The following is a 20,979-nucleotide window of genomic DNA, read 5'->3' on the forward strand; positions in this document are numbered from 1 at the left end:
TGAAGTAAACCAAATAAAGGAGTAGGAGAGGATGAAGGAGATTATACGTTTGTTTCCACCCTCTATCCAACATCTCTTAAAAAGTGAGGTCCAATGGAAGAGTGTGCAGGAGATCCGTTTAAGGATTGGTCGTCCGATAGAGATTCTTGAAAATAATCGTCATGAATCCATTGAGAATGCAGTGATGACCGTTGAGCATCTCTCTTTCGTCCTAAATCAGATCAGTCAGTTCTCACTCTACCGTTTCAAGGAAGAGTTGAAAGAGGGGTTTATTACCATTGAGGGTGGCCATAGGGTAGGTTTGGCTGGTAAGACGAACACTCATCAAGATCATGTAGAAACGTTAAAGCACATATCCTTTATGAACATCAGGGTTGCTAGAGCTACTTCCGGGAATATTGAACCTCTCATTCCACACCTTTATGAATCTGGGCGTTGGATGAGTACACTGGTCATCGGACCTCCACAATCAGGGAAAACCACACTCCTGCGGGAATTGGCGCGTTACATTGGATCTGATCAACAAGGGTATCGCGCGGCGAAGGTCGCAATTGTGGACGAGCGTTCCGAAATTGCAGCAAGTATGAGGGGGGTTCCTCAGCTGGATGTCGGGTTCCGTACAGATGTGATGGATGCTTGCCCTAAAGCAGAAGGCATGATGATGATGATCCGTTCCATGTCACCTGAGGTGTTAATTGTAGACGAAATTGGTGGACAAAAAGACGCGGAAGCGGTCCGAGAGGCGACTTACACAGGTGTCGAAGTCATTTGCAGTATTCATGGTCAAAGTTTTTCAGGTGTAAAGAAACGCCCATCAGCCAAACAATTGATGGATGAGAAAGTGTTTCAACGCTACCTTGTCTTGGACCGAATGTCACCTCATAGAGAAAGAAATTGGACAGTACTCGATCAATCGGGAGACCTATTGATTCAGGGCAAGGGGAGGGGAGCGAATGCAATGGATTGGGGCCGTCATCGTATTGACCGTTACGACCTGGGCAGGGTTTGATATGGCTTCCCGTTTCAAGAAGCGTCCGGGACACATTAGGCAATGGAAAAATGCTTTACAGATGATAGAGGCAGAGATGGTTTATGGACAATCTTCGCTGCTGGAAGTTTGTGAGAATCTATCTACACATTTACCGAGACCCATTAATCAGTTCTTTGAAGGGATTCTGAACGAAAATGGAGTTTGGGATGACTTTTATTCCTTATGGTCCAAACAGTTAAAGAAACACTGGTCGTTGAACGCGTTGTCGAAAAACGAATATGAAATTTTGATGCAGTTTGGAAGGACGCTTGGTCAGCACGATCTGGAGCAGCAGCAAAAACAGATTCAACTCACCATCCATCACCTTGACCGCGAACTGCATGATGCCCTGGAAGTCGGTGATCAATACCAAAAGATGGCGAAAGGGATGGGGATATTAAGCGGGCTGCTCGTCATCATTCTAATCATGTAGATGGCTTAGCATGGTTTATATGGATTTTACAAAAGGGGGAAGAGGCATTGTGCTCCAAGATGCAACGATATTATTCCAAATAGCTGGTGTCGGTATAATTGTCGCGATGATCCATAGCATCCTTAAACAGATGGGAAAAGAAGAGATTGCACAGGCTGTGACCTTGACAGGTTTCATCATTGTATTATTTATCGTCCTTCACAGGCTCGCCGATCTGTTTCAACAAATCAAGTCTGTTTTTCTCTACCAGGGGTAACTCATGGATATCATTCAAATTGTTTCTTTAGGATTAGTGGCGGCCCTGTTGATTTTACTTTTAAAGGAACACAAATCTTCGGTCGCTTTTCTTCTCCTTTTATTCACAGTCATCATCTTGTTCTTAACCATCCTTGATCAGGTCAGGCATATCTTTTCCCTGTTGTCTTACATGGCAGAAAAGGCTCAGGTCGAACCTGTGTACTTCAAGACCATTTTGAAAATTATTGGCATCGCCTATATTGCTGAATTTGGTGCTCAACTTATTCGAGATGCCGGTCTAAATTCCTTGGCTTCTAAAGTGGAACTCGCAGGGAAATTGTTCATCTTAATGCTTGCCATACCGATTGTGACAGCTGTGATTGAGACCATATTGAATTTCATTCCAGGGGCATAGGAATTTCGGGAGGGATGCCATGAAACGGATCGTGTTGTGTTGTCTGATCATAATCGGTTGCTTGAACTCTCCAATCATCGTTGCCGCGTCTCCCTCCCCAGCCCCTGCAGATGCTGATATATCTATGCTCGACCAGGTATCTACAGAAGAGTTGGAGGAAAGTTGGAATCAATTGAATCAACAGTATGGAGATTACCTGCCTAGCTTTCATACGAATAATTTCCGTGAATTTATTCAAAGTGAAAGTTCCGTTGAATCATCCGATTGGTTTTCGGGTATTCTGGAATTCTTTTTCCATGAACTTCTCCTCAACGGAAAATTGCTAGCTTCACTACTGTTTTTGACACTGTTCAGTACTTTGCTTCATTCGGTGCAGTCCGCATTCGAAAATTCTGTGGTAAGTAAGATTGCTTACATGGTGGTTTACCTTGTTTTATTAACACTTGCTCTCGAGAGTTTTCGGCAAGTCATTGAATATACACTAGGGGCCATCGAACGGATGAGCAGCTTCATGATCGGGTTGATTCCCCTTCTTCTTGGAATCATGGCTTCCTTCAGTCACTTGATGTCCATTTCCTTTTTTTCACCCTATTATTATTGCCCTGGTCCCAATCCAGCGGCCTGCTAGTCAAATACTTGCTCATCCCATTGTTTGCATCCTCCGCTCTTTTGCTGATTGTGGGAAGCTTGAATGAGACATATAAAGTGGACCAATTGGCTGAACTTCTTAGGAAAACCGGCATGGCTATCATGGGTGTGTTTTTAACCATTTTTCTTGGAGTGATATCTGTCCAGGGGACTGTGACTGCGGTACAGGATGGAATTACGATGAAAACAGCTCGATTTGTCACAGGAAATTTTGTCCCCGTGGTCGGGAGACTGTTTACGGATGCCACCGATACAATCCTAGGGGCTTCCCTTGTACTAAAAAACACACTAGGAATTGCTGGTGTCGTCATATTACTTGGAATCGCTGTGTTCCCGGCTATTAAAGTGCTGGCCATTGCGCTAATTTATAAAATCGCGGCTGCTCTCCTTCAGCCTCTGGGGGATGGGCCGATCATCCAGGCGATGGATGTCGTCAGCAGGCACATCTTCTATATTTTCGCAGCACTCTTAATGGTCTCCATGATGTTCTTCCTTGTAATCGTCATCATGGTGGCGGCTAGTAACATTACGATGATGGTCAGATAGGATGGTGAATATGGAGTATCTGATTGAGTGGATCACAAAGATTGTACTTTTTCTTTTATTAGCAATGGTAGCAGACGCCCTTCTGCCGTCCGGCGTCATGAAGAATTATGCACGTCTTGTCATGTCTATTTTGTTAGTACTGATTTTTATGGGGCCGCTTTTACAAATATTAAATATCGACCCTGAAAGCCTTGTCCAACGTGCAGATCAGACCATGCAGCAACAATTGGATGCAGAAGTTTTTGAGGAAAAAGTAGAATCAAAGAAAAATGAAATACTCGCCGGACAAGATGCATATAAATTAGAACAAGTTACTCAGGCTCTTGCAGCTGAAATTGAAACACCATTAAAAGAAGAACAAAACTTGGTTCTCGTCGATGTTCAAATGAGCTTCCATCAACAGCCCTACAGTTTGGAAACGTTGGACAAGCTGACCCTCACGCTTTCTCGTGATGAACTGACCCAGTCGGTCGAAGATGTAGAGATCTCTATCATGGATGAAGGGGATACAGAAGAAGAAAAGCAAGATCCAGGATTATTAAAATGGGTCGCTGACTATCTTGATTTGAACAAAGAACAAATCATTATCCGCTGGGAGGATGAGGATGAATAAATGGTGGAACAAACTGACGGAACCTCTATCAAACAAAGAGGGGAGAAAGTTGAATAAAACGAAGTATTTGATCGCCATTGGCATTATCGGAGTTTTGATTATTCTAACAAGTAATTGGTTTCAGCCGAACGATCCTCCTTCAACGGCTCTTGATGAAGGAAATGTCCAAAGTCAATCCGGAGAGGGTGCATCTGCTGCTCAAACTCCAGAAATGACGGACTCTATTTCACAGTTGGAAAAAGAGTATGAAAAACAGCTCAAGCCACTTCTCGAAAACATTCAAGGAGTGAGTGCTGTGGACATAATGATCAATCTGTCATCGACACATAAAAAAGTGTACGATAAAAATTTAATCGTCGGAAAACAAACCACCAAGGAAAATGATAAGAACGGAGGGGAACGTGAAATTGAGGATTATTCGAGAGAACAGCAGCTAGTTCTCGTCCGCCAAGGCGATCGGGAAGTTCCGCTGTTAACACAAACATCTAAACCAGACGTAAGCGGGGTTTTCGTAACAGCCGAGGGGGTCGATCAAATGCAGGTGAAAGCGTGGGTGGTGGAAGCTGTCTCTAGAGTTTTGGATGTCCCGACCCACAGGATTTCTGTTTTGCCTAAACAATAAGGAGGGGTTACTTTGGTTAAAAAACAAACGGTTTGGTTGTTGACAATGTTGAGTCTCTTGATTGTACTAAGCGTATATTACATGACATCCCCGGACAATGGTGAAATGGCTTTTATACAGGAAGATGAATGGGCAGAAATTACAGAAGACGCTGCCGGAGAAGAAGGCGTAGAAACCACAGGGGATGGCACTGTCATCTCGCAAATTTCTACAGATGAACTTTTCTCAGCTATCCGCCTAGATATGCAAAATCAACGGGATCAAATGCAGGAACAATTATCCGAAATCGTTGCTTCCAGTGACTTTAGTACAGAAGAAAAGAATGAAGCTTTAGAAAAAATGGAGACCATTAAAGCAAACCAATCCAAAGAATCCATTATCGAAAATACAATCCGTGCAAGTGCTTCCTACGATGATGTATTAGTAAGAGCAGAAGATGAGGTCGTGCACGTAACAGTAAAAGCAGATGAGTTATCGAAAACAGAAACGAACAACATCATACAAATGGTCTCTGACGAATTCGGGCAGAAAGAAGTCCAAGTACAATTCCAGCCAGCAGGATAAAAACAAAACAAAAGCCTCACTCCTTCAAAAAAGGAGTGAGGCTTTTTTATCTTTTCTCTTCATTTATTATCCAGGTATTCTTGAACAATTTGGCGGGATTTTGGAAGACTTGATTTAGAGACTAATATTGAGTGGATGGGGGGCTGCGGGGAATAACTCGCTTTCCGAGGAAGCTCACCACTCCCCCACAGGTAAGCGTGTGGCTTCCCAACCACGCCTGATGCTCAACCTAGGCAACGAATCCCGAATACATCTTTAAACGGAGTCTTCAAGTAAAGGGAGCTAATATGAATAAAGGTGGGGGGATGTGATAGTTGTCAGAATATTACTGAGGGTTATTCTTGTCGCGAGTTGCAGGGAGGTGGTAATGTATAATAGAATATGAAGAGGTATTAGTACCAGTTTATAAAAAGTAACTTTACATAAGAGGGGTGCCAAAAATGCTAAAGGTACAAGAAATCAGAGAAATCATTAAGTTGATTGATCAATCCAATATCGATGAGTTTTCCTATGAAGCAAACGGAACTAAAGTTCACATGAAAAAGCCACAGGGAGAGGTTGTTACTGAACCTGTACAAGTCAAACAAGCAGTACAAGCTCCACCAAAACCAGAGCCTAAACAAGAAGCTGTTGAAGAAGCACCTAAACAAGAGGTGAAAGAAGAATCAGCTGAGAAAGAAGCTCCTAAAGCTCAAGGGAATGCCGATTACGATGCAGAGGTGAAATCACCGATGGTCGGAACTTTCTACGCATCTCCTTCGCCTGAAGAGGATGTATATGTGAAAGTTGGAGACACAGTCAAAGAAGATTCCGTCGTCTGTATCGTTGAAGCGATGAAGTTATTTAATGAGATTGAAGCGGAAGTATCTGGGGAGATTGTTGAGATTCTCGTTAAAGACGGTGAATTAGTGGAATATGGACAGCCGTTGTTCCGCGTGAAGTCCAAGTAAACGGGGGTTTGAGACGTTGATTAAAAAAGTTCTGATAGCAAACAGAGGAGAAATCGCTGTCCGTGTCATCCGCGCTTGTAAAGAGATGGGGATTGAAACGGTCGCGGTATATTCCGAAGCTGATAAAGAAGCATTGCACGTCCAGATGGCTGACGAAGCGTATTGTGTCGGTCCGACGCTGAGTAAAGATAGTTATTTGAATTACACGAACATTATGAGTGTAGCCACATTAACGGGGACAGATGCGATCCATCCAGGATACGGATTTCTTTCCGAAAATGCAGAGTTTGCTGAGATGTGTGAAGAGTGTAACATCACTTTCATTGGACCTTCCTCTTATGCCATCCAAAAGATGGGAACGAAGGACGTCGCTCGTGAAACGATGAGAGATGCAGGAGTGCCTGTTGTTCCTGACTCAGCGGGCATTATTAAAGATGAAGAAGATGGAATGAAAGTCGCTGAAGAGATTGGATACCCGGTTATTATCAAGGCGACAGCAGGCGGGGGAGGAAAAGGGATCCGTGTTGCCCGCAACGAGGAAGACTTGAAAAAAGGAATTCGTATGACCCAGCAGGAAGCAGAAACTGCCTTCGGAAATCCTGGTGTCTATATTGAAAAATTCATTGAAGATTTCCGCCATGTTGAAATACAAGTCCTTGCCGACAACCACGGAAACGCCGTTCACCTTGGTGAAAGGGATTGTACCATTCAACGCCGCCTTCAAAAGCTGATTGAAGAAACACCTTCTCCAGCTATTTCTGAAGCTATGCGTGCCAAAATGGGAGATGCAGCAGTAAAAGCTGCTCTTGCCGTCAACTATTCAGGTGCGGGTACCGTTGAGTTTATCTACGACAAAGAAGATGATTCTTTCTACTTTATGGAAATGAATACAAGAATACAAGTTGAACACCCCGTTACAGAAATGGTTACAGGTGTAGACTTGATTAAAGAGATGTTGTTGATTGCGGAAAACAAGGAACTTTCCTTCAAGCAAGAAGAAATCGAATTCGAAGGTTGGTCCATTGAATGCAGAATCAATGCAGAGAATCCTCACAAAAACTTTATGCCTTCCGCTGGGAAAATTGATATGTACCTCCCTCCAGGTGGACTCGGTGTAAGGGTTGATTCAGCAGCATATCCTGGCTACATGATTCCGCCTTATTATGATTCTATGGTCGCTAAATTGATTACTTATGGTCGTGATAGAGATGAAGCGATTCGCAGGATGAAGCGTGCCCTTGATGAGTTTGTCATTGAAGGTGTTCATACGACGATTCCGTTCCACCAACGGATGATGGACCATGAAGTATTTGTTGGCGGAGACTTTAACACAAAGTTTTTAGAGAAATATACTATAATGAAGGATGAATCATAAAAAGGAGTGGTCATTGTGAGTGATAAGCAATTGTTGAATGTGACAGATGGATCGACATTAGGCAACATCGAGATTGCTCCTGAAGTCATTGAAGTGATCGCTGGAATCGCTGTTTCTGAAGTGGCTGGAGTTGCATCGATGAGAGGCAATTTCGCCTCTGGTGTGGCTGAACGCCTTGGTAAGAAGAACCACGGAAAAGGCGTTAAGGTGGAGCTCACTGAGAGTGGCATTTTAATTGATGCCTATGTAGTCATGGATTATGGGATTTCCATTCCTGACACGGCACAAAAAATTCAGGACAACACAAGGCAAGCGCTTAAAAACATGACAGCACTTGATATTAATGAGATCAATGTCCACGTTGTTGGCGTGCAAATGGAATCAGGGAAAGAGGAAGAAGTAGAAGTAGAAGAATTGTGAGATTAATCAGAAAGGGGGGCCGCTCCCTTTCTGATTTTTTTGTTTTACTCTTAACCCTTTCGTTTGAAAAGAGGCAAATTTTGCGATCACCTGATTACAATGGCTTTTATCAAGCTAAAATGTTATTATTCTAACGGATATTACCTTAAAGGAGAATGAAAATGAAACGACGCACAGCACGTGAAAAAGCTTTCCAGGCGCTTTTTCAAACGATTACGAGTGATATTGAAACCGATGAGGCCATTGCTCATGTAGTCGAAGGCCAGGAAGTGGACGAGTTTTTATATGACCTCGTACATGGAGTCATGAATAATCGAGAAGAGTTGGATCAATGGATTTCTGACAATCTCGATCATTGGACGTTTCCACGGGTTAGCCAAAGTTGAGAAGACCGTCCTTCGAATGGCTGCCTATGAAATGAAATACAAAGAAGACGTCCCTGCACAAGTAGCCATTAATGAGGCGATTGAGCTAGCGAAAATTTTCGGAGAAGATGATTCAGGGAAGTTTGTAAACGGCGTATTATCAAAAATGGTATAAACAAATAAGGGGGAAATGGGACATGTCAGCAGAAGTGATCTATGGAAAACAACTGGCAGAAGATCTACGACAAGAAATGAAAGAAGAAGTGAGTGCACTGCATACAAAAGATATTCGTCCGAAGTTGGTCGTCGTCATATTGGGTGAAGATCCTGCTTCGATGTCTTATGTAAAAGGAAAGCAGCGCGCTTCTGAGAAAATCGGTATGGATTCTGATCTCATTGAATTACCTGTAGAAACTTCAGAACAGGAACTGCTGGATTTGATTGACAAACTGAACCAGGATCCTACTGTTCATGGGATTCTTGTTCAATTACCTGTGCCTGACCATATTTCTGACCAAAAAATCATTGAAGCCATTCATCCAGATAAGGATGTGGATGGTTTTCATCCCGCAAATGTCGGCAAGATGATGACCGGCTAGGACACCTTTTTCCCATGTACACCTTATGGAATACTCGTCATGCTTAAACGTGCAGACATTACGCTTGAAGGAAAGCATGTGGTGATCATCGGCCGTAGTAACCTTGTAGGAAAACCTGTAGGCCAGTTGCTGCTCAACGAAAATGCAACAGTTACCCATTGTCACTCCCGTACAAAACATCTGCAGTCGCATACGAAGCAGGCAGATATTCTTATCGTTGCTGCAGGTAAACCTTCCTTAATTTCGGGTGAAGATATTAAAGAAGGTGCTGTGGTGATCGATGTTGGAGTCAACCGTGTGGATGGTAAGCTGACAGGTGATGTGGATTTTGAGTCTGCGAAAGAAGTAGCTTCCCATATCACTCCAGTCCCTAAAGGTGTAGGTCCAATGACAATCACCATGCTCCTCCATAACACGATTAAAGCGGCAAAGCGAATTCATAATCAGTAAGGAGGATGGGCATGCAGGATCAGTACTTGAGCGTTACGGCGTTAACGAAGTACATTAAGCGTAAACTTTCAGGGGATCCGCACTTGAAAACGGTTTGGTTAAGAGGAGAAATTTCGAATTTCAAACACCATAGTCGAGGTCATATGTACCTTTCCTTGAAAGATGACCAAGCCAGAATACAGGCCGTCATGTTTGCCGGGAATAATCGTTCCCTGAAGTTTATGCCTGAGAATGGAATGAACGTCCTCGTCAAAGGGGAAATCAACGTATACGAACCTATGGGTCAATATCAGCTGTATATTAAAGAGATGCAACCAGATGGAATTGGAGCTCTTTACTATGCTTTTGAGCAGTTGAAGGAAAAATTAGAAAAAGAGGGCTTATTCTCTCTTGAACGTAAAAAGCCTCTTCCTACATACCCAAAACATATTGGTGTCATCACTTCTCCTACCGGGGCAGCTGTAAGAGATATAATGACAACGATAAAAAGGCGTTACCCTATTGTGCCAGTCACTGTCCTGCCTGTACTCGTCCAGGGGGAGCGGGCAGCTTCTTCTGTCGTTAATGCCATCCAATACGCGAACGAAAAAATGGATGTAGATGTGTTAATTGTGGGTAGGGGCGGCGGTTCTATTGAGGATTTATGGGGATTTAACGAAGAGGTGGTTGCCAGAGCGATTGCAGAATCCGAAATCCCCGTCATCTCAGCCGTTGGTCATGAGACGGATACCACCATCAGTGATTTTGTGGCAGATGTAAGAGCAGCGACACCAACGGGAGCTGCTGAAGTCGCTGTACCATCCATTGTAGAGTTGCGTGATCAGGTTAACGCGTTGGACCACCGCCTTCATAGGGCTATGGAAGTGAAGAAGACAGAGGCGAAGCAGCAATTGGAGCGTTTAAAAAAATCATATGCTTTCAAGTATCCTGAACAGATGATGAAGCAAAAAGAGCAGGACTTGGATCGGGTCATGGAACGTATGGCGATACAAATGAAGCACATTCATCAAAAAAGTTTCGTAAATTGGGGCAACATGGCACGAAGGTTACGACAGCAGGGGCCGGAGTTGAAAATCAGAGAAGGCGCGGAGTCTCTAGAGCGCCAGACGAACCAGCTGCAGAAGCGGTTTCAGGCTCTTCTCCAGCAAAAGAAAGAACGCTTCTATACAAATGTCGATAAACTGACCTTAGTCAATCCTTTAGACATTATGAAGCGAGGCTTTGCTGTACCTTTTGATTCTGAGGGAGACGTTATAAAAAGTACTTCTGACATTACAAAAGGCCAATCCCTCTCCTTGAAAATGCAAGACGGAATCGTTGATTGTCACGTAACGGATGTAAAGGAGGATGAAAATGACAGATAAGCAGGAAACCATCAGTTTTGAAGAAGCGATGAAGCAGCTCGAAGAGATTGTCGAGAAATTGGAAACAGGAGAAGTCCCCTTGGAAAAAGCGATCCAGTATTACCAAGAAGGCATGAAACTTTCCAAGCTTTGCAGTGAAAAGCTGGGGAATGTGGAGACTCAAATGCAGCAAATCATGAATGAACACGGAGAGTTGGAACCGTTCTCTGTCCAGGAGGAAGACTGAGCAGTGCATTTAGCTGAATATCTTACAGAAAAAAGACAACGAATCAATCAGCAGCTTGAAATGCTTGTTCGCGACTATACGGTTTCAGGACGACTTCAAGATTCCATGTTATATTCCATTCATGCTGGGGGTAAACGGTTGCGTCCCATTCTATTGATGGCTACTGCTCAAGCTTTTCGAGTTCCTGAAGAGAGAGTGATGGGAGTCGCCTCAGCTCTCGAAATGGTCCATACTTATTCCTTAATCCATGACGATCTCCCTGCTATGGACGATGATGATTTAAGACGAGGGAAACCAACGAATCACAAGCGTTTCGATGAAGCAACCGCCATCCTTGCAGGCGATGCATTATTGACGCTGAGTTCCCAGGTTATTTCGGAAGATGAAGGATTAAGTGATTCTGACCGCGTCTATTTAGTCCGTGAATTGACCAAAGCCAGCGGTGCGAGAGGCATGGTCGAAGGCCAGATGCAGGACATGCTGAGTGAAGGAGCTGAAATCTCCTTAGAAGCCCTTGAAAACATTCACAGGAATAAAACAGGGCAATTGCTGAGGTTCTCTATCCTTGCTGGAGCGTATTTAGGCGGAGCTTCAGAAGAAGTCCTCGAAGAAATGACTGAGATGGCTGAAGCACTTGGACTTTTATTTCAAATTCAAGATGACATCCTGGACGTCACAGGAGACTCTGAGGTTATCGGTAAGCCAGCCGGAAGTGATGAAGGTAACCATAAAAGTACTTACCCGCAGCTTTTAGGACTAGATGGAGCTATAGCGCAAAAAGACAAATACGTTCAAAAGGCTCAACAGGCTCTTAAAAATGCAGGGGTTGAGGGGACCACTCTTTCTGAACTTATTCATTACTTGAGCACCCGTGATCATTGAGGTAAATGATTTCGATTGAGCCACGTGACAAAATGTGATATATTATGATTACAAAAGGAATGGTGCAGTATTCTAGTCGGCCCTCCGTTCCTGAAGGCGGGCCTAAAAATCCGCCGAAGGGCACATCGATGAAGTTCCTTGTGTTGGCTTGAGGCGCCCAGCCTTGGGTCGATGCTGGGAGTTAAGGTCGCAGGGCGATCCACAAAGGCATGTGGGCGTTGACCCTGCTTCCGCGGAGGCCCATTATTGTAATGGTATCTGAGCCAGATACTGTTATGAAATGGGGTATGAACCTGCAGCATATGGAGTAACATCTATATGCGCAGCGTAGCCTGCCTTGAGTGGTTCTTGAGGGGATTATAGTCAGTGAACATCAAGCAGCTTCAGATGGCCACTGAGGTGCTGATGCAGAAACTATATGAAATCAGAACTGCAAAAGAGGCTAAGGAACGGCTAAAGGCTGTCGGGGAAATCCCCTAGACTGTTCTATGGACATGATTTAGGAATTATAGTGCGGACTAAGTGGCAATCTAGTCCAGCTGCCGGAGACGGGGCTGAGTCGAGTTTAAAGGGGAACCGCCAGAATGGTGACATTCGGTACTCGACTGGGAAAACCTACTAGACCTAAGCCGCAATTTTTACTTGAATCATGACCATTCCTTTCCTTACATAGGACACATCAATTTAGTGATATAGAGGGTATATATGGATAACAAATTAAAAAAATCTTTAAAATTCAGTCTGAGTATCGCCGTTATCACATTCGTGTTAGCGGCTATTTTTTCAGTTATATCTTCTTCCGTTTTAAGTGGAGTCGTATGGATCATCGGCCTCGTCCTTGTATTCATTATCGTCTTTACGGGTGTCGTATTTGACATGCTGGGTATCGCAGCCACTGCTGCTCAAGAACAGCCTTTCCATGCGATGGCGTCTGAAAAGGTGAACGGAGCAAAAGAAGCGATTGCCATTGTCAGAAACGCTGATCGATTCGCAAGTTTCTGTAATGACGTTATAGGGGATATATCTGGTATAGTTAGTGGTACGGCGTCTGCAGTTGTGGTCATCCAACTGGCCAACAACTTCGGCTATAGTGATGGATCAACAGTCCAGATTGTAATATCAGTGATCCTGACAAGTATTGTAGCTGCACTTACCGTCGGTGGAAAAGCCCTTGGTAAATTTTTTGCCATCAATAAGTCCACGGACATCATTTTCTTCGCTGCAAAGGTCATTTCATGGTTAGAAAAGCGGCTGAAAGTAAGAATAGTAACAAGTGCACCGTCGTCCACTAAAAAATCAAGATAAATACAAGGGGGTCCTTCAATGGATCTGTGTAAAATTAAAGACCCTTCAATTCTAAAGGGTATGAATACAAACCAATTAGAACAACTGGCAGATGAAACGAGGCAGTTCCTCATTGAAAACCTGGCTACGACAGGAGGTCACCTGGGGGCGAATCTGGGGGTCGTTGAGCTTACCCTCGCTCTTCATAAGGTATATAAAAGCCCGGAAGACCGCTTTCTTTGGGATGTCGGTCATCAATCTTATATCCATAAAATACTGACGGGTCGTGGTGGACAATTCGAAACGCTCCGACAATATAAAGGGCTGTGCGGCTTCCCTAAACGTGACGAAAGTGAACATGATGTCTGGGAGACAGGACACAGTTCCACATCATTATCTGCAGCGATGGGAATGGCCATTGCAAGAGACCTGAATAACGAAAAGCATTCGATTTTACCAATCATAGGTGATGGAGCTCTTACAGGGGGAATGGCATTAGAGGCCTTGAACCACATCGGACACGAGAAGAAGAATGTAACCGTTATCCTTAATGACAACGAAATGTCGATCGCTAAAAATGTCGGGGCTCTTCACGGTGCGCTAGGCAGGATGAGAAGTGCCGGGAAATACCATCGCGTAAAAGATGACCTTGAGTGGGTATTAAAAAAAATTCCTGCGGTTGGCGGAAAAATTGCGCAGGCTGCTGAAAGACTAAAGGACAGCATGAAATACTTTGTTGTACCTGGTATGTTCTTTGAAGAACTTGGCTTTACGTATTATGGTCCAGTAGACGGGCATGATTTCAACGATCTTATCGAGAACTTGAATTATGCTAAAAAGACGGATGGTCCTGTTATTGTCCATGTGATGACACAAAAAGGAAAAGGTTATCATCCTGCAGAGACCGACGTGAAAGACAAATGGCATGGTGTGGGACCCTATAAAATTGAGTCGGGTGAGAAAATTAAACCCGTGGATGCTCCTCCTGCTTGGAGTTCGGTCATCAGTGAAGCCTTGCGCAAAGAAGCAAAGAAGGATGACCGTATCGTTGCCGTAACACCAGCGATGATTCTTGGGTCTAAACTAGAGAAATTTGGGGAAGAGTTTCCGGATCGTCTCTTTGATGTAGGGATCGCTGAACAGCATGCAACCACGATGTCAGCAGGCCTGGCTACTCAGGGAATGAAACCGTTTTTGGCTATCTATTCTACCTTTTTGCAGAGGGGATATGATCAGGTTGTCCATGATGTGGCAAGGCAGAAATTAAACGTTATTTTTGGTATCGATCGCGCTGGATTGGTAGGGGCTGATGGCGAGACCCACCAGGGAGTATTCGATATTGCCTTCCTGCGGTCTGTTCCGAACTTTGTGATTTCCATGCCTAAGGATGAAAATGAAGCGCAACACCTTGTTCATACCGCCACACACTACGATGATGGCCCTTTTGCTATTCGTTATCCAAGAGGTAATGCGAAAGGTGTACAAACAGATGAACAGCCTGAAATCATACCGATTGGAAGCTGGGAAGTGTTAAAAGAAGGAACGGATGCCGTCATCCTTACTTTTGGTACAACCATTGATATGGCTCTTGAAGCTAGTGAAAAGATGGAAAAGGATGGCCGATCAGTAAAAGTCGTGAATGCTCGTTTCATTAAACCATTAGACGATGCAATGCTTCATGACATAATGAAAGCGGGTATGCCGATTCTTACTGTAGAAGAAGGCGTTCTACAAGGTGGATTCGGTTCAAGCGTGTTAGAGTTTGCAGAGGAAAATGAATACTCCTCCCAATGGGTCAAGCGTATGGGGGTACCGGACCGCTTCATTGAACATGGCAGTGTTCATAAGCTTTGGGAAGAAATCGGGTTAACAACTGATCACATTGTACAAAATTTGAAACATATGATACCGAATAAACAGCAAAGGGCTTAATGATATGGGAAGAAAAGTAAGGCTAGATGTTTTATTAGTAGAAAAAGGGTACGTGGAAACACGTGAAAAGGCGAAGAGAACCATAATGGCAGGGCTTGTTTTTCACAATCAAGTCCGCCTGGATAAGCCTGGTCAAAAAATAGAGGAAGCAACAGAGCTTACCGTCAAAGGCAAAGCGATTCCTTATGTAAGTAGGGGGGGGCCTGAAATTAGAAAAGGCCTTAAAGGTTTTTGACCTTTCAGTGAAGGATAAAGTGATGATTGATATCGGTTCGTCAACCGGAGGTTTCACAGATTGCGGTTTGCAAAATGGAGTGAAGCTTAGCTATGCCATCGATGTCGGTTATAATCAGTTGGACTGGGGCCTTCGTAATCATGAACAGGTTGTTGTCATGGAGAGGACGAATTTCAGATACGTGACAAAAGATGATTTGAAGGAAGGACAGCCACAGTTTGCTTCCATTGATGTTTCCTTTATTTCTTTAAGAATCATCCTTCCGGTACTAGCAACGCTTTTGGACAAAGAAGGCGATGTTGTTGCATTGATTAAACCTCAATTTGAAGCTGGTCGTGAGCAGGTAGGGAAAAAAGGAATTGTCAAAGACCCGTCCATACATAGACAGGTGATTGAAAATATTCTTGATTTTGCAACTCAACACAGCTATTCTGTACATGGACTCACTTTTTCTCCGATTACAGGTGGAGACGGGAATATCGAATTCCTTGTCCATTTGCGCTTGAATGAGGTAGGACAAGGCGGAATTTCTGAAGAAATCAATATTGAGGCGGTCGTTGAAGAGGCGCATGAAGCGCACCGCAAAAACGCATAATGAACATAAAAGGGCTTATGAAAAGCCCTTTTCTTATGGAAGGACTGGAAACGGAGGATGGTCATGAACAAAGGACAACGTCATATCAAAATCAGGGAATTGATTACGAATGACGATATTGAAACCCCAGGATGAGTTAGTCGATCGATTAAAGGGTATGGGCTATAATGTTACTCAAGCTACCGTTTCAAGGGATATCAAAGAATTGCACCTTGTCAAGGTACCTATGATGGATGGGCGTTATAAGTACAGCCTGCCGGCGGATCAGCGTTTTAATCCTTTTGAAAAGTTAAAACGTTTGATGATGGATGCGTTTGTAAGCATCGATCGCGCTGGTCATTTCATCATATTAAAAACTCTTCCAGGAAACGCGAATGCGGTAGGGGCACTTGTTGATAATTTGGAATGGGATGAAATTATGGGCACGATTTGTGGAGATGATACATGTCTAATCATCTGTCGCAGTGCAGAACAAACAGAAACGATAAGTGAGCAGCTGCTCAATATGTTATAACTGAGGTGAAAGTTTCATGCTAACAGAATTGTCTATTCGTGATTTTGCAATTATTGATCGAATTTCAATTACGTTCAAAGAAGGTCTCACCGTACTCACAGGAGAAACAGGTGCGGGTAAATCGATCATCATCGATGCCATTCAACTGCTATCGGGTGGACGAGGGTCCGTCGAGTTCGTGCGTCATGGAACAAAAAAAGCCGAAATTGAAGGATTGTTTACCATTGGAAGTAATCACCCTATTCATAAAGTGGGGGAAGAATTTGGCGTTGATATTGATGATGATGGAATGGTCGTTCTGCAAAGGACCATTACGCATCAAGGGAAGAGCATTTGCCGGGTGAACGGGAAACTAGTCACACTTGGAATTATGAAAGAATTCGGTCATTCTTTAATCGATATCCATAGCCAGCATGAAACACAATCACTAATGGACCCAGAACGTCATATTGAACTCTTGGATATTTTTTCGGGTGACGATATGAAGTCCTCCTTGGATGAATATCAACGGGTATATGATAAATACCGTGTACTGAAAAAACGTTACAAGGAACTGAGCGAAAATGAGCAGGAAATGGCTCAACGGTTGGATTTGCTTGAGTTTCAGCTCAGAGAACTGCAAGAGGCTGAAATGCAGCCCCTTGAGGATGAGGAACTTTCAGAAGAGCGAAAAAAGCTTATGAATTACGAAAAAATATATCAAGGAATCCATGATGCTTATTATTCCTTATATGGCGAACAAAAAGGCCTGGACTGGTTGAGTCATGCTATGACATCCTTGGAAAGTACGGCAGACGTAGATGAGGAATTGGCCAAACTTTCAGAAGAAATGTCGAACTCTTACTATATTATTGAAGAACTGACCTTCCAATTGAGCAATCAAATGGCAGCACTTGAATTTGATCCTGAACGTTTAAATCAGATTGAATCACGGTTAAACGAGTTGAATCGACTGAAGAAGAAGTATGGGGCAACGGTCGATGATATGCTACAATACGCTTCGAAAATCGAAGAAGAGATTGACGAGATTAAAAATAAGGATTCTCATTTGAGTAAAATGGATAGCGAAATTCATGAACTGGGTCAGGATGCTGTAATGGAGGCGAAAGCTCTTCATGACATTAGGACGAGTTCAGCAACGACCTTATCTGAGTATATCCATGAAGAGTTAAGGGATTTATATTTAGAAAAAGCGTCTTTTGCAGTCGATATCAACTTGAAAGAAGGCCGGGAATCTGATCCTGAACTTGAAGGCCATCCCGTACAATTGCTCCCCAATGGAATAGACATCGTTAAATTTCTAATTACCACAAATCCAGGGGAACCATTAAAAGAATTACATAAAGTTGCATCAGGAGGAGAAATGTCGCGTATTATGCTTGCTTTGAAGCGCATCTTTTCACGACACCAAGGCGTTACGAGTGTGATTTTCGATGAGGTAGATACGGGTGTAAGCGGTCGAGTAGCTCAAGCGATTGCTGAAAAAATCTACGGGATATCGGAAGGTTCACAAGTCTTGTGTATTTCACACCTTCCACAAGTAGCTGCTATGGCCGATACTCACGTAAGAATTGAAAAAAGAGTGGATAATGATCGAACTCATACAGCAGCAAAAGAATTGACATATGATGAGAAAGCAGATGAAATTTCCAGAATGATTACAGGCGCAGAACTTACAGAAACAACGGTTGAACATGCGCGTGAACTGCTACTCATGGCAGATAAACATAAGAAACGGTGAAAGAACAAACGATAAGCGTATGGATTTACAATCCATACGCTTTTTTATCTATCCTGTATTCTCTGCAAAATTTGATTCTATATTCCAATCTTTACATATACGTTGGAGAATGTTTCTACACAAGGGAAAGGGTACTATAATTACTGTGATTATGCTCGTTTAAAAATGCTTGTGGAAGACCACATTATAAGTAAGCCATTTAGTTGGTACTGGAGTGATAAGGAGTGTGAACCCGTGAAAGATCAACAGACATTTAAATATATATGTGGTTCCGTTCTCCTGCTGTTCATGCTCATTTTACCTTTGATAGCCCCTGTTCATGATTATCTGTCCATCCCTACCGATGTAAAAATCAGTGCATCCAATGATTCGGAATCCTTTTCTGAATTAGAAGATACAGAAGCGTTAACTGCATTTTCATCCACGGATGACCACCAAGTCTTTTATGAGTTCGCTGGAGTCCCGCTTAAGAAAACAGATGTAACTCAAATGCGTGACATTCGTTTGATTCCTGGCGGTCAGTCCGTCGGGGTTGAATTGCATACAAAAGGAGTACTGGTGGTCGGTCACCATTTAGTCCATGGAGAAAGGGAGACGAAGAAATCACCAGGTGAGGAAGCGAATGTCCTCGTTGGTGACATTCTCCTTGAAGGGAACGGCCAAGAACTCAATAGTATGGAAGAACTGTCAACCATCGTTAAAGAGTCCGGCGAAGCGGAGAAACCCATTGAACTTAAAATCAAGCGAGGAAAAGAGATGATCTCCACCTCTTTAACCCCTGTCTTTAACGCCCAGGAGAAGGAATATCAAATAGGTCTCTACATCCGTGATTCAGCTGCGGGTATCGGGACAATGACGTTTTATGATCCAGAGACGAAGAAATATGGAGCACTTGGACATGTGATTTCCGATATGGATACGAAGAAACCAATTGAAATCCATGAAGGAACGATTGTTCGTTCCCACGTAACCTCTATTGAAAGGAAGCCAGGGAATTCCTGGTGAGAAAAAAGCGAAATTTTCATTACGCGATGATCGCTTAGGAACAATTACAAAAAAACACACCATTCGGCATCTTCGGAGAATTAGACGGAGACATGAAGAATGATACGTATCCTAAAGGTGTCCCTGTTGGATTTGCAGAAGAAGTTGAAGAAGGACCTGCGCAAATTATGACTGTCTTAGATGGTGAGGAAATGCAGACCTTTGATGTGGAAATCGTCAGTAACATGCCGAAAAAATCGGCGGTTACAAAAGGAATGATTGTTAAAATTACAGACCCTGAACTTCTTGATAAAACAGGTGGTATTGTTCAGGGAATGAGTGGAAGCCCGATTATTCAAAATGGAAAAATCATTGGTGCAGTCACTCATGTGTTCGTCAATGACCCGACAAGTGGCTATGGTGTACACATTGAATGGATGCTACAAGAAGCCGGAATAGAATTATACGAAGATAATATCAATAAGCAGAAAGCAAGTTAGAAGAGCCTTCCTAAGGGCTCTTCTTTTTTTATTGAATTCAATAAATATTCATTCGACAAATTTCGACAAAAGGTAAATGAGGTTGTCGAATATGTGCGAATTCATGAGTATTTTAAAGCTTTTTCAAGATAATCTCAAATATTGAAATTTTTTTGTTATAATAAAAGAGGGTTAAATTCCTGGGTGTCGAATATGTGTATTACGGAAAAAAGAAGGACTATTTTGTAAGGAGGAAAAATAAATGGAAAAGATTCGAGTCTGTCTTGCTGATGATAACCGTGAGCTTGTAAAGCTACTTGAGGAATATTTTGATGATGCGTCGGATATTGATGTCGTAGGTACGTCTTATAATGGTAAAGATTGTCTTCAAATGGTTGAGGAGAAGAAACCCGATGTATTAATTTTGGATATCATTATGCCGCATTTAGATGGTCTTGCTGTGTTGAACAAGTTAAAAGACATGGACAAGCATCCAGAAGTTATCATGTTGACGGCGTTCGGTCAAGAAGAAGTCACAAAGAAAGCGGTGGAACTTGGAGCCGCTTACTTTATGATGAAACCATTCGACCTTGACCATCTCGGGGAGCAAGTTCGTCAGATAAAACATGCAGGCGACCCCATCAATCGTGCATTGGGGAACAGTTACACATCAACCAAATCGAAAAAACCTGACCTTGATACAAGTATCACTCACATTATCCATGAAGTGGGAGTACCTGCACACATTAAGGGTTATCAATATTTAAGGGAAGCCATTACGATGGTTTACCATGATCTTGAACTTCTAGGCTCAATTACAAAAGTCCTTTATCCGGATATTGCCACGAAATATAACACGACGGCATCCCGAGTGGAGCGTGCCATTCGGCATGCGATTGAAGTAGCCTGGAATCGAGGAAACATCGATGCCATTTCTTCTCTTTTCGGCTATACAATCTCCAATACAAAAGCAAAACCGACAAACAGTGAGTTTATCGCCATGGTGGCGGATCGCTTACGTTTAGAGCATAAAGCGAGTTAAGGAAAAAGCACGAGAGATGTACAAACATCTTTCGTGCTTTTATTTTTGTGTTGTCATCAGTTCAGTGATTTCTTTGGCTAGGTGCACATTTTCATATATACCTGCATCAATGTCTTCAATTTCGTTGTGTAAGAAATCAAAAAGCTCTTCCTCTAATAAAAATAATCCATCTCTGTTAATTAGCCGGTAACTGAAAGGGAGGTCCAAGTATTGAATGATGACAAAGGTGTGCCCTTGATCCTCGTATGTACATAGTATGGTTAATTCACTATCTTCGGGATAATACCTGAATCCACCAAATCCATCCCTTTTTAAAACCATAGAACCACCCTTCCTCTTATCATCCATCATATCTAAAAATACCAAAAGATGTAACAAATTTATAGAATAAATGTAAAAATTCCCATGTTTCCGTCAAATTTCGCAGTTCGTTT

The 20,979-nt window shown here is 43.0% G+C and carries 18 protein-coding genes and 6 pseudogenes; 23 read left to right on the forward strand and 1 reads right to left on the reverse strand.

Translation table 11 applies throughout. The annotated features are described in order from the left end of the window. Positions 1-31: 31 nt before the first annotated feature. The 23 genes and pseudogenes from spoIIIAA (at position 32) to spo0A (ending at position 20,545) form a co-directional block, all read left to right on the forward strand. The gene (gene spoIIIAA, locus LC065_RS11930; RefSeq protein WP_226590848.1) at positions 32-1,009 is read left to right on the forward strand and encodes a stage III sporulation protein AA; all 978 of its coding nucleotides are present in this window, start codon (positions 32-34) and stop codon (positions 1,007-1,009) included. Continuing rightward, positions 954-1,463, forward strand: a complete 510-nt coding sequence (gene spoIIIAB / locus LC065_RS11935; protein ID WP_226590846.1) for a stage III sporulation protein SpoIIIAB — start codon at positions 954-956, stop codon at positions 1,461-1,463. Before spoIIIAA ends, spoIIIAB begins: the two co-directional genes overlap by 56 nt. A 49-nt stretch (positions 1,464-1,512) precedes the next feature. Then, positions 1,513-1,719, forward strand: coding sequence for a stage III sporulation protein AC (gene spoIIIAC, locus LC065_RS11940; protein WP_008637060.1), 207 nt, complete (start codon positions 1,513-1,515; stop codon positions 1,717-1,719). A gap of 3 nt (positions 1,720-1,722) precedes the next feature. After that, positions 1,723-2,115 carry a stage III sporulation protein AD gene (spoIIIAD, locus tag LC065_RS11945; RefSeq protein ID WP_146812886.1) on the forward strand — a complete coding sequence of 131 codons (393 nt, stop codon included), beginning with the start codon at positions 1,723-1,725 and terminating at the stop codon, positions 2,113-2,115. Positions 2,116-2,134: 19 nt separating this feature from the next. Further along, a pseudogene (gene spoIIIAE / locus LC065_RS20665) lies at positions 2,135-3,309 on the forward strand (stage III sporulation protein AE). A 10-nt stretch (positions 3,310-3,319) separates the two neighbouring features. Continuing rightward, entirely contained in the window at positions 3,320-3,922 is a 603-nt protein-coding gene (gene spoIIIAF, locus LC065_RS11960; protein ID WP_226590842.1) for a stage III sporulation protein AF, read from the forward strand. Beyond that, positions 3,915-4,544, forward strand: a complete 630-nt coding sequence (gene spoIIIAG, locus LC065_RS11965) for a stage III sporulation protein AG (protein WP_226590840.1) — start codon at positions 3,915-3,917, stop codon at positions 4,542-4,544. Before spoIIIAF ends, spoIIIAG begins: the two co-directional genes overlap by 8 nt. A 12-nt stretch (positions 4,545-4,556) precedes the next feature. Continuing rightward, positions 4,557-5,108, forward strand: coding sequence for a SpoIIIAH-like family protein (locus tag LC065_RS11970; RefSeq protein ID WP_226590839.1), 552 nt, complete (start codon positions 4,557-4,559; stop codon positions 5,106-5,108). Positions 5,109-5,548: 440 nt separating this feature from the next. Further along, entirely contained in the window at positions 5,549-6,058 is a 510-nt protein-coding gene (accB, locus tag LC065_RS11975; RefSeq protein WP_226590836.1) for an acetyl-CoA carboxylase biotin carboxyl carrier protein, read from the forward strand. A 16-nt stretch (positions 6,059-6,074) separates the two neighbouring features. Continuing rightward, positions 6,075-7,433, forward strand: coding sequence for an acetyl-CoA carboxylase biotin carboxylase subunit (accC, locus tag LC065_RS11980; protein WP_306163437.1), 1,359 nt, complete (start codon positions 6,075-6,077; stop codon positions 7,431-7,433). 15 nt (positions 7,434-7,448) lie between these two features. Continuing rightward, entirely contained in the window at positions 7,449-7,853 is a 405-nt protein-coding gene (locus LC065_RS11985; RefSeq protein ID WP_226590830.1) for an Asp23/Gls24 family envelope stress response protein, read from the forward strand. Between the two features lie 161 nt (positions 7,854-8,014). Further along, positions 8,015-8,393, forward strand: a pseudogene (gene nusB, locus LC065_RS11990) (transcription antitermination factor NusB). 22 nt (positions 8,394-8,415) lie between these two features. Continuing rightward, a pseudogene (gene folD / locus LC065_RS11995) lies at positions 8,416-9,267 on the forward strand (bifunctional methylenetetrahydrofolate dehydrogenase/methenyltetrahydrofolate cyclohydrolase FolD). An 11-nt stretch (positions 9,268-9,278) separates the two neighbouring features. Beyond that, positions 9,279-10,631 (forward strand): exodeoxyribonuclease VII large subunit, encoded by a 1,353-nt coding sequence (gene xseA, locus LC065_RS12000; protein WP_226590822.1) that lies wholly within the window; start codon positions 9,279-9,281, stop codon positions 10,629-10,631. Next, the gene (locus tag LC065_RS12005) at positions 10,621-10,857 is read left to right on the forward strand and encodes an exodeoxyribonuclease VII small subunit (RefSeq protein WP_089651772.1); all 237 of its coding nucleotides are present in this window, start codon (positions 10,621-10,623) and stop codon (positions 10,855-10,857) included. Before xseA ends, LC065_RS12005 begins: the two co-directional genes overlap by 11 nt. A gap of 3 nt (positions 10,858-10,860) precedes the next feature. Continuing rightward, complete coding sequence (locus LC065_RS12010) at positions 10,861-11,739, forward strand: polyprenyl synthetase family protein (protein WP_226590820.1); 879 nt, start codon at positions 10,861-10,863, stop codon at positions 11,737-11,739. A gap of 705 nt (positions 11,740-12,444) precedes the next feature. Further along, a complete protein-coding gene (locus LC065_RS12015) occupies positions 12,445-13,044 on the forward strand; it encodes a hypothetical protein (RefSeq protein ID WP_089651773.1) in 600 nt (199 codons plus the stop codon). A gap of 18 nt (positions 13,045-13,062) precedes the next feature. Beyond that, positions 13,063-14,955 (forward strand): 1-deoxy-D-xylulose-5-phosphate synthase, encoded by a 1,893-nt coding sequence (dxs, locus tag LC065_RS12020; RefSeq protein ID WP_226590818.1) that lies wholly within the window; start codon positions 13,063-13,065, stop codon positions 14,953-14,955. A gap of 4 nt (positions 14,956-14,959) precedes the next feature. Then, a pseudogene (locus tag LC065_RS12025) lies at positions 14,960-15,785 on the forward strand (TlyA family RNA methyltransferase). Positions 15,786-15,848: 63 nt separating this feature from the next. After that, a pseudogene (ahrC, locus tag LC065_RS12030) lies at positions 15,849-16,299 on the forward strand (transcriptional regulator AhrC/ArgR). Between the two features lie 16 nt (positions 16,300-16,315). Next, the gene (gene recN / locus LC065_RS12035; protein WP_226590813.1) at positions 16,316-18,040 is read left to right on the forward strand and encodes a DNA repair protein RecN; all 1,725 of its coding nucleotides are present in this window, start codon (positions 16,316-16,318) and stop codon (positions 18,038-18,040) included. A 288-nt stretch (positions 18,041-18,328) separates the two neighbouring features. Further along, positions 18,329-19,524, forward strand: a pseudogene (gene spoIVB, locus LC065_RS12040) (SpoIVB peptidase). A 241-nt stretch (positions 19,525-19,765) separates the two neighbouring features. Then, complete coding sequence (spo0A, locus tag LC065_RS12045; RefSeq protein WP_160914906.1) at positions 19,766-20,545, forward strand: sporulation transcription factor Spo0A; 780 nt, start codon at positions 19,766-19,768, stop codon at positions 20,543-20,545. Between the two features lie 39 nt (positions 20,546-20,584). Here the strand turns inward: spo0A and LC065_RS12050 are convergent, their stop codons facing one another. Continuing rightward, a complete protein-coding gene (locus LC065_RS12050; RefSeq protein ID WP_226590810.1) occupies positions 20,585-20,866 on the reverse strand; it encodes a hypothetical protein in 282 nt (93 codons plus the stop codon). Positions 20,867-20,979: the final 113 nt, after the last annotated feature.

The organism is Halobacillus litoralis, assembly GCF_020524085.2.
In the GTDB taxonomy this organism is placed as follows: Bacteria; Bacillota; Bacilli; order Bacillales; family Halobacillaceae; genus Halobacillus; species Halobacillus litoralis_E.

Coding starts and splice junctions, on each gene's coding strand:
- spoIIIAA (WP_226590848.1), top strand. CDS start 32: ATGAAGGAGATTATACGTTTGTTTCCACCCTCTATCCAACATCTCTTA.
- spoIIIAB (WP_226590846.1), top strand. CDS start 954: ATGCAATGGATTGGGGCCGTCATCGTATTGACCGTTACGACCTGGGCA.
- spoIIIAD (WP_146812886.1), top strand. CDS start 1,723: ATGGATATCATTCAAATTGTTTCTTTAGGATTAGTGGCGGCCCTGTTG.
- spoIIIAF (WP_226590842.1), top strand. CDS start 3,320: ATGGAGTATCTGATTGAGTGGATCACAAAGATTGTACTTTTTCTTTTA.
- spoIIIAG (WP_226590840.1), top strand. CDS start 3,915: ATGAATAAATGGTGGAACAAACTGACGGAACCTCTATCAAACAAAGAG.
- accB (WP_226590836.1), top strand. CDS start 5,549: ATGCTAAAGGTACAAGAAATCAGAGAAATCATTAAGTTGATTGATCAA.
- xseA (WP_226590822.1), top strand. CDS start 9,279: ATGCAGGATCAGTACTTGAGCGTTACGGCGTTAACGAAGTACATTAAG.
- LC065_RS12005 (WP_089651772.1), top strand. CDS start 10,621: ATGACAGATAAGCAGGAAACCATCAGTTTTGAAGAAGCGATGAAGCAG.
- LC065_RS12015 (WP_089651773.1), top strand. CDS start 12,445: ATGGATAACAAATTAAAAAAATCTTTAAAATTCAGTCTGAGTATCGCC.
- dxs (WP_226590818.1), top strand. CDS start 13,063: ATGGATCTGTGTAAAATTAAAGACCCTTCAATTCTAAAGGGTATGAAT.
- recN (WP_226590813.1), top strand. CDS start 16,316: ATGCTAACAGAATTGTCTATTCGTGATTTTGCAATTATTGATCGAATT.
- spo0A (WP_160914906.1), top strand. CDS start 19,766: ATGGAAAAGATTCGAGTCTGTCTTGCTGATGATAACCGTGAGCTTGTA.
- LC065_RS12050 (WP_226590810.1), bottom strand. CDS start 20,866: ATGGTTTTAAAAAGGGATGGATTTGGTGGATTCAGGTATTATCCCGAA.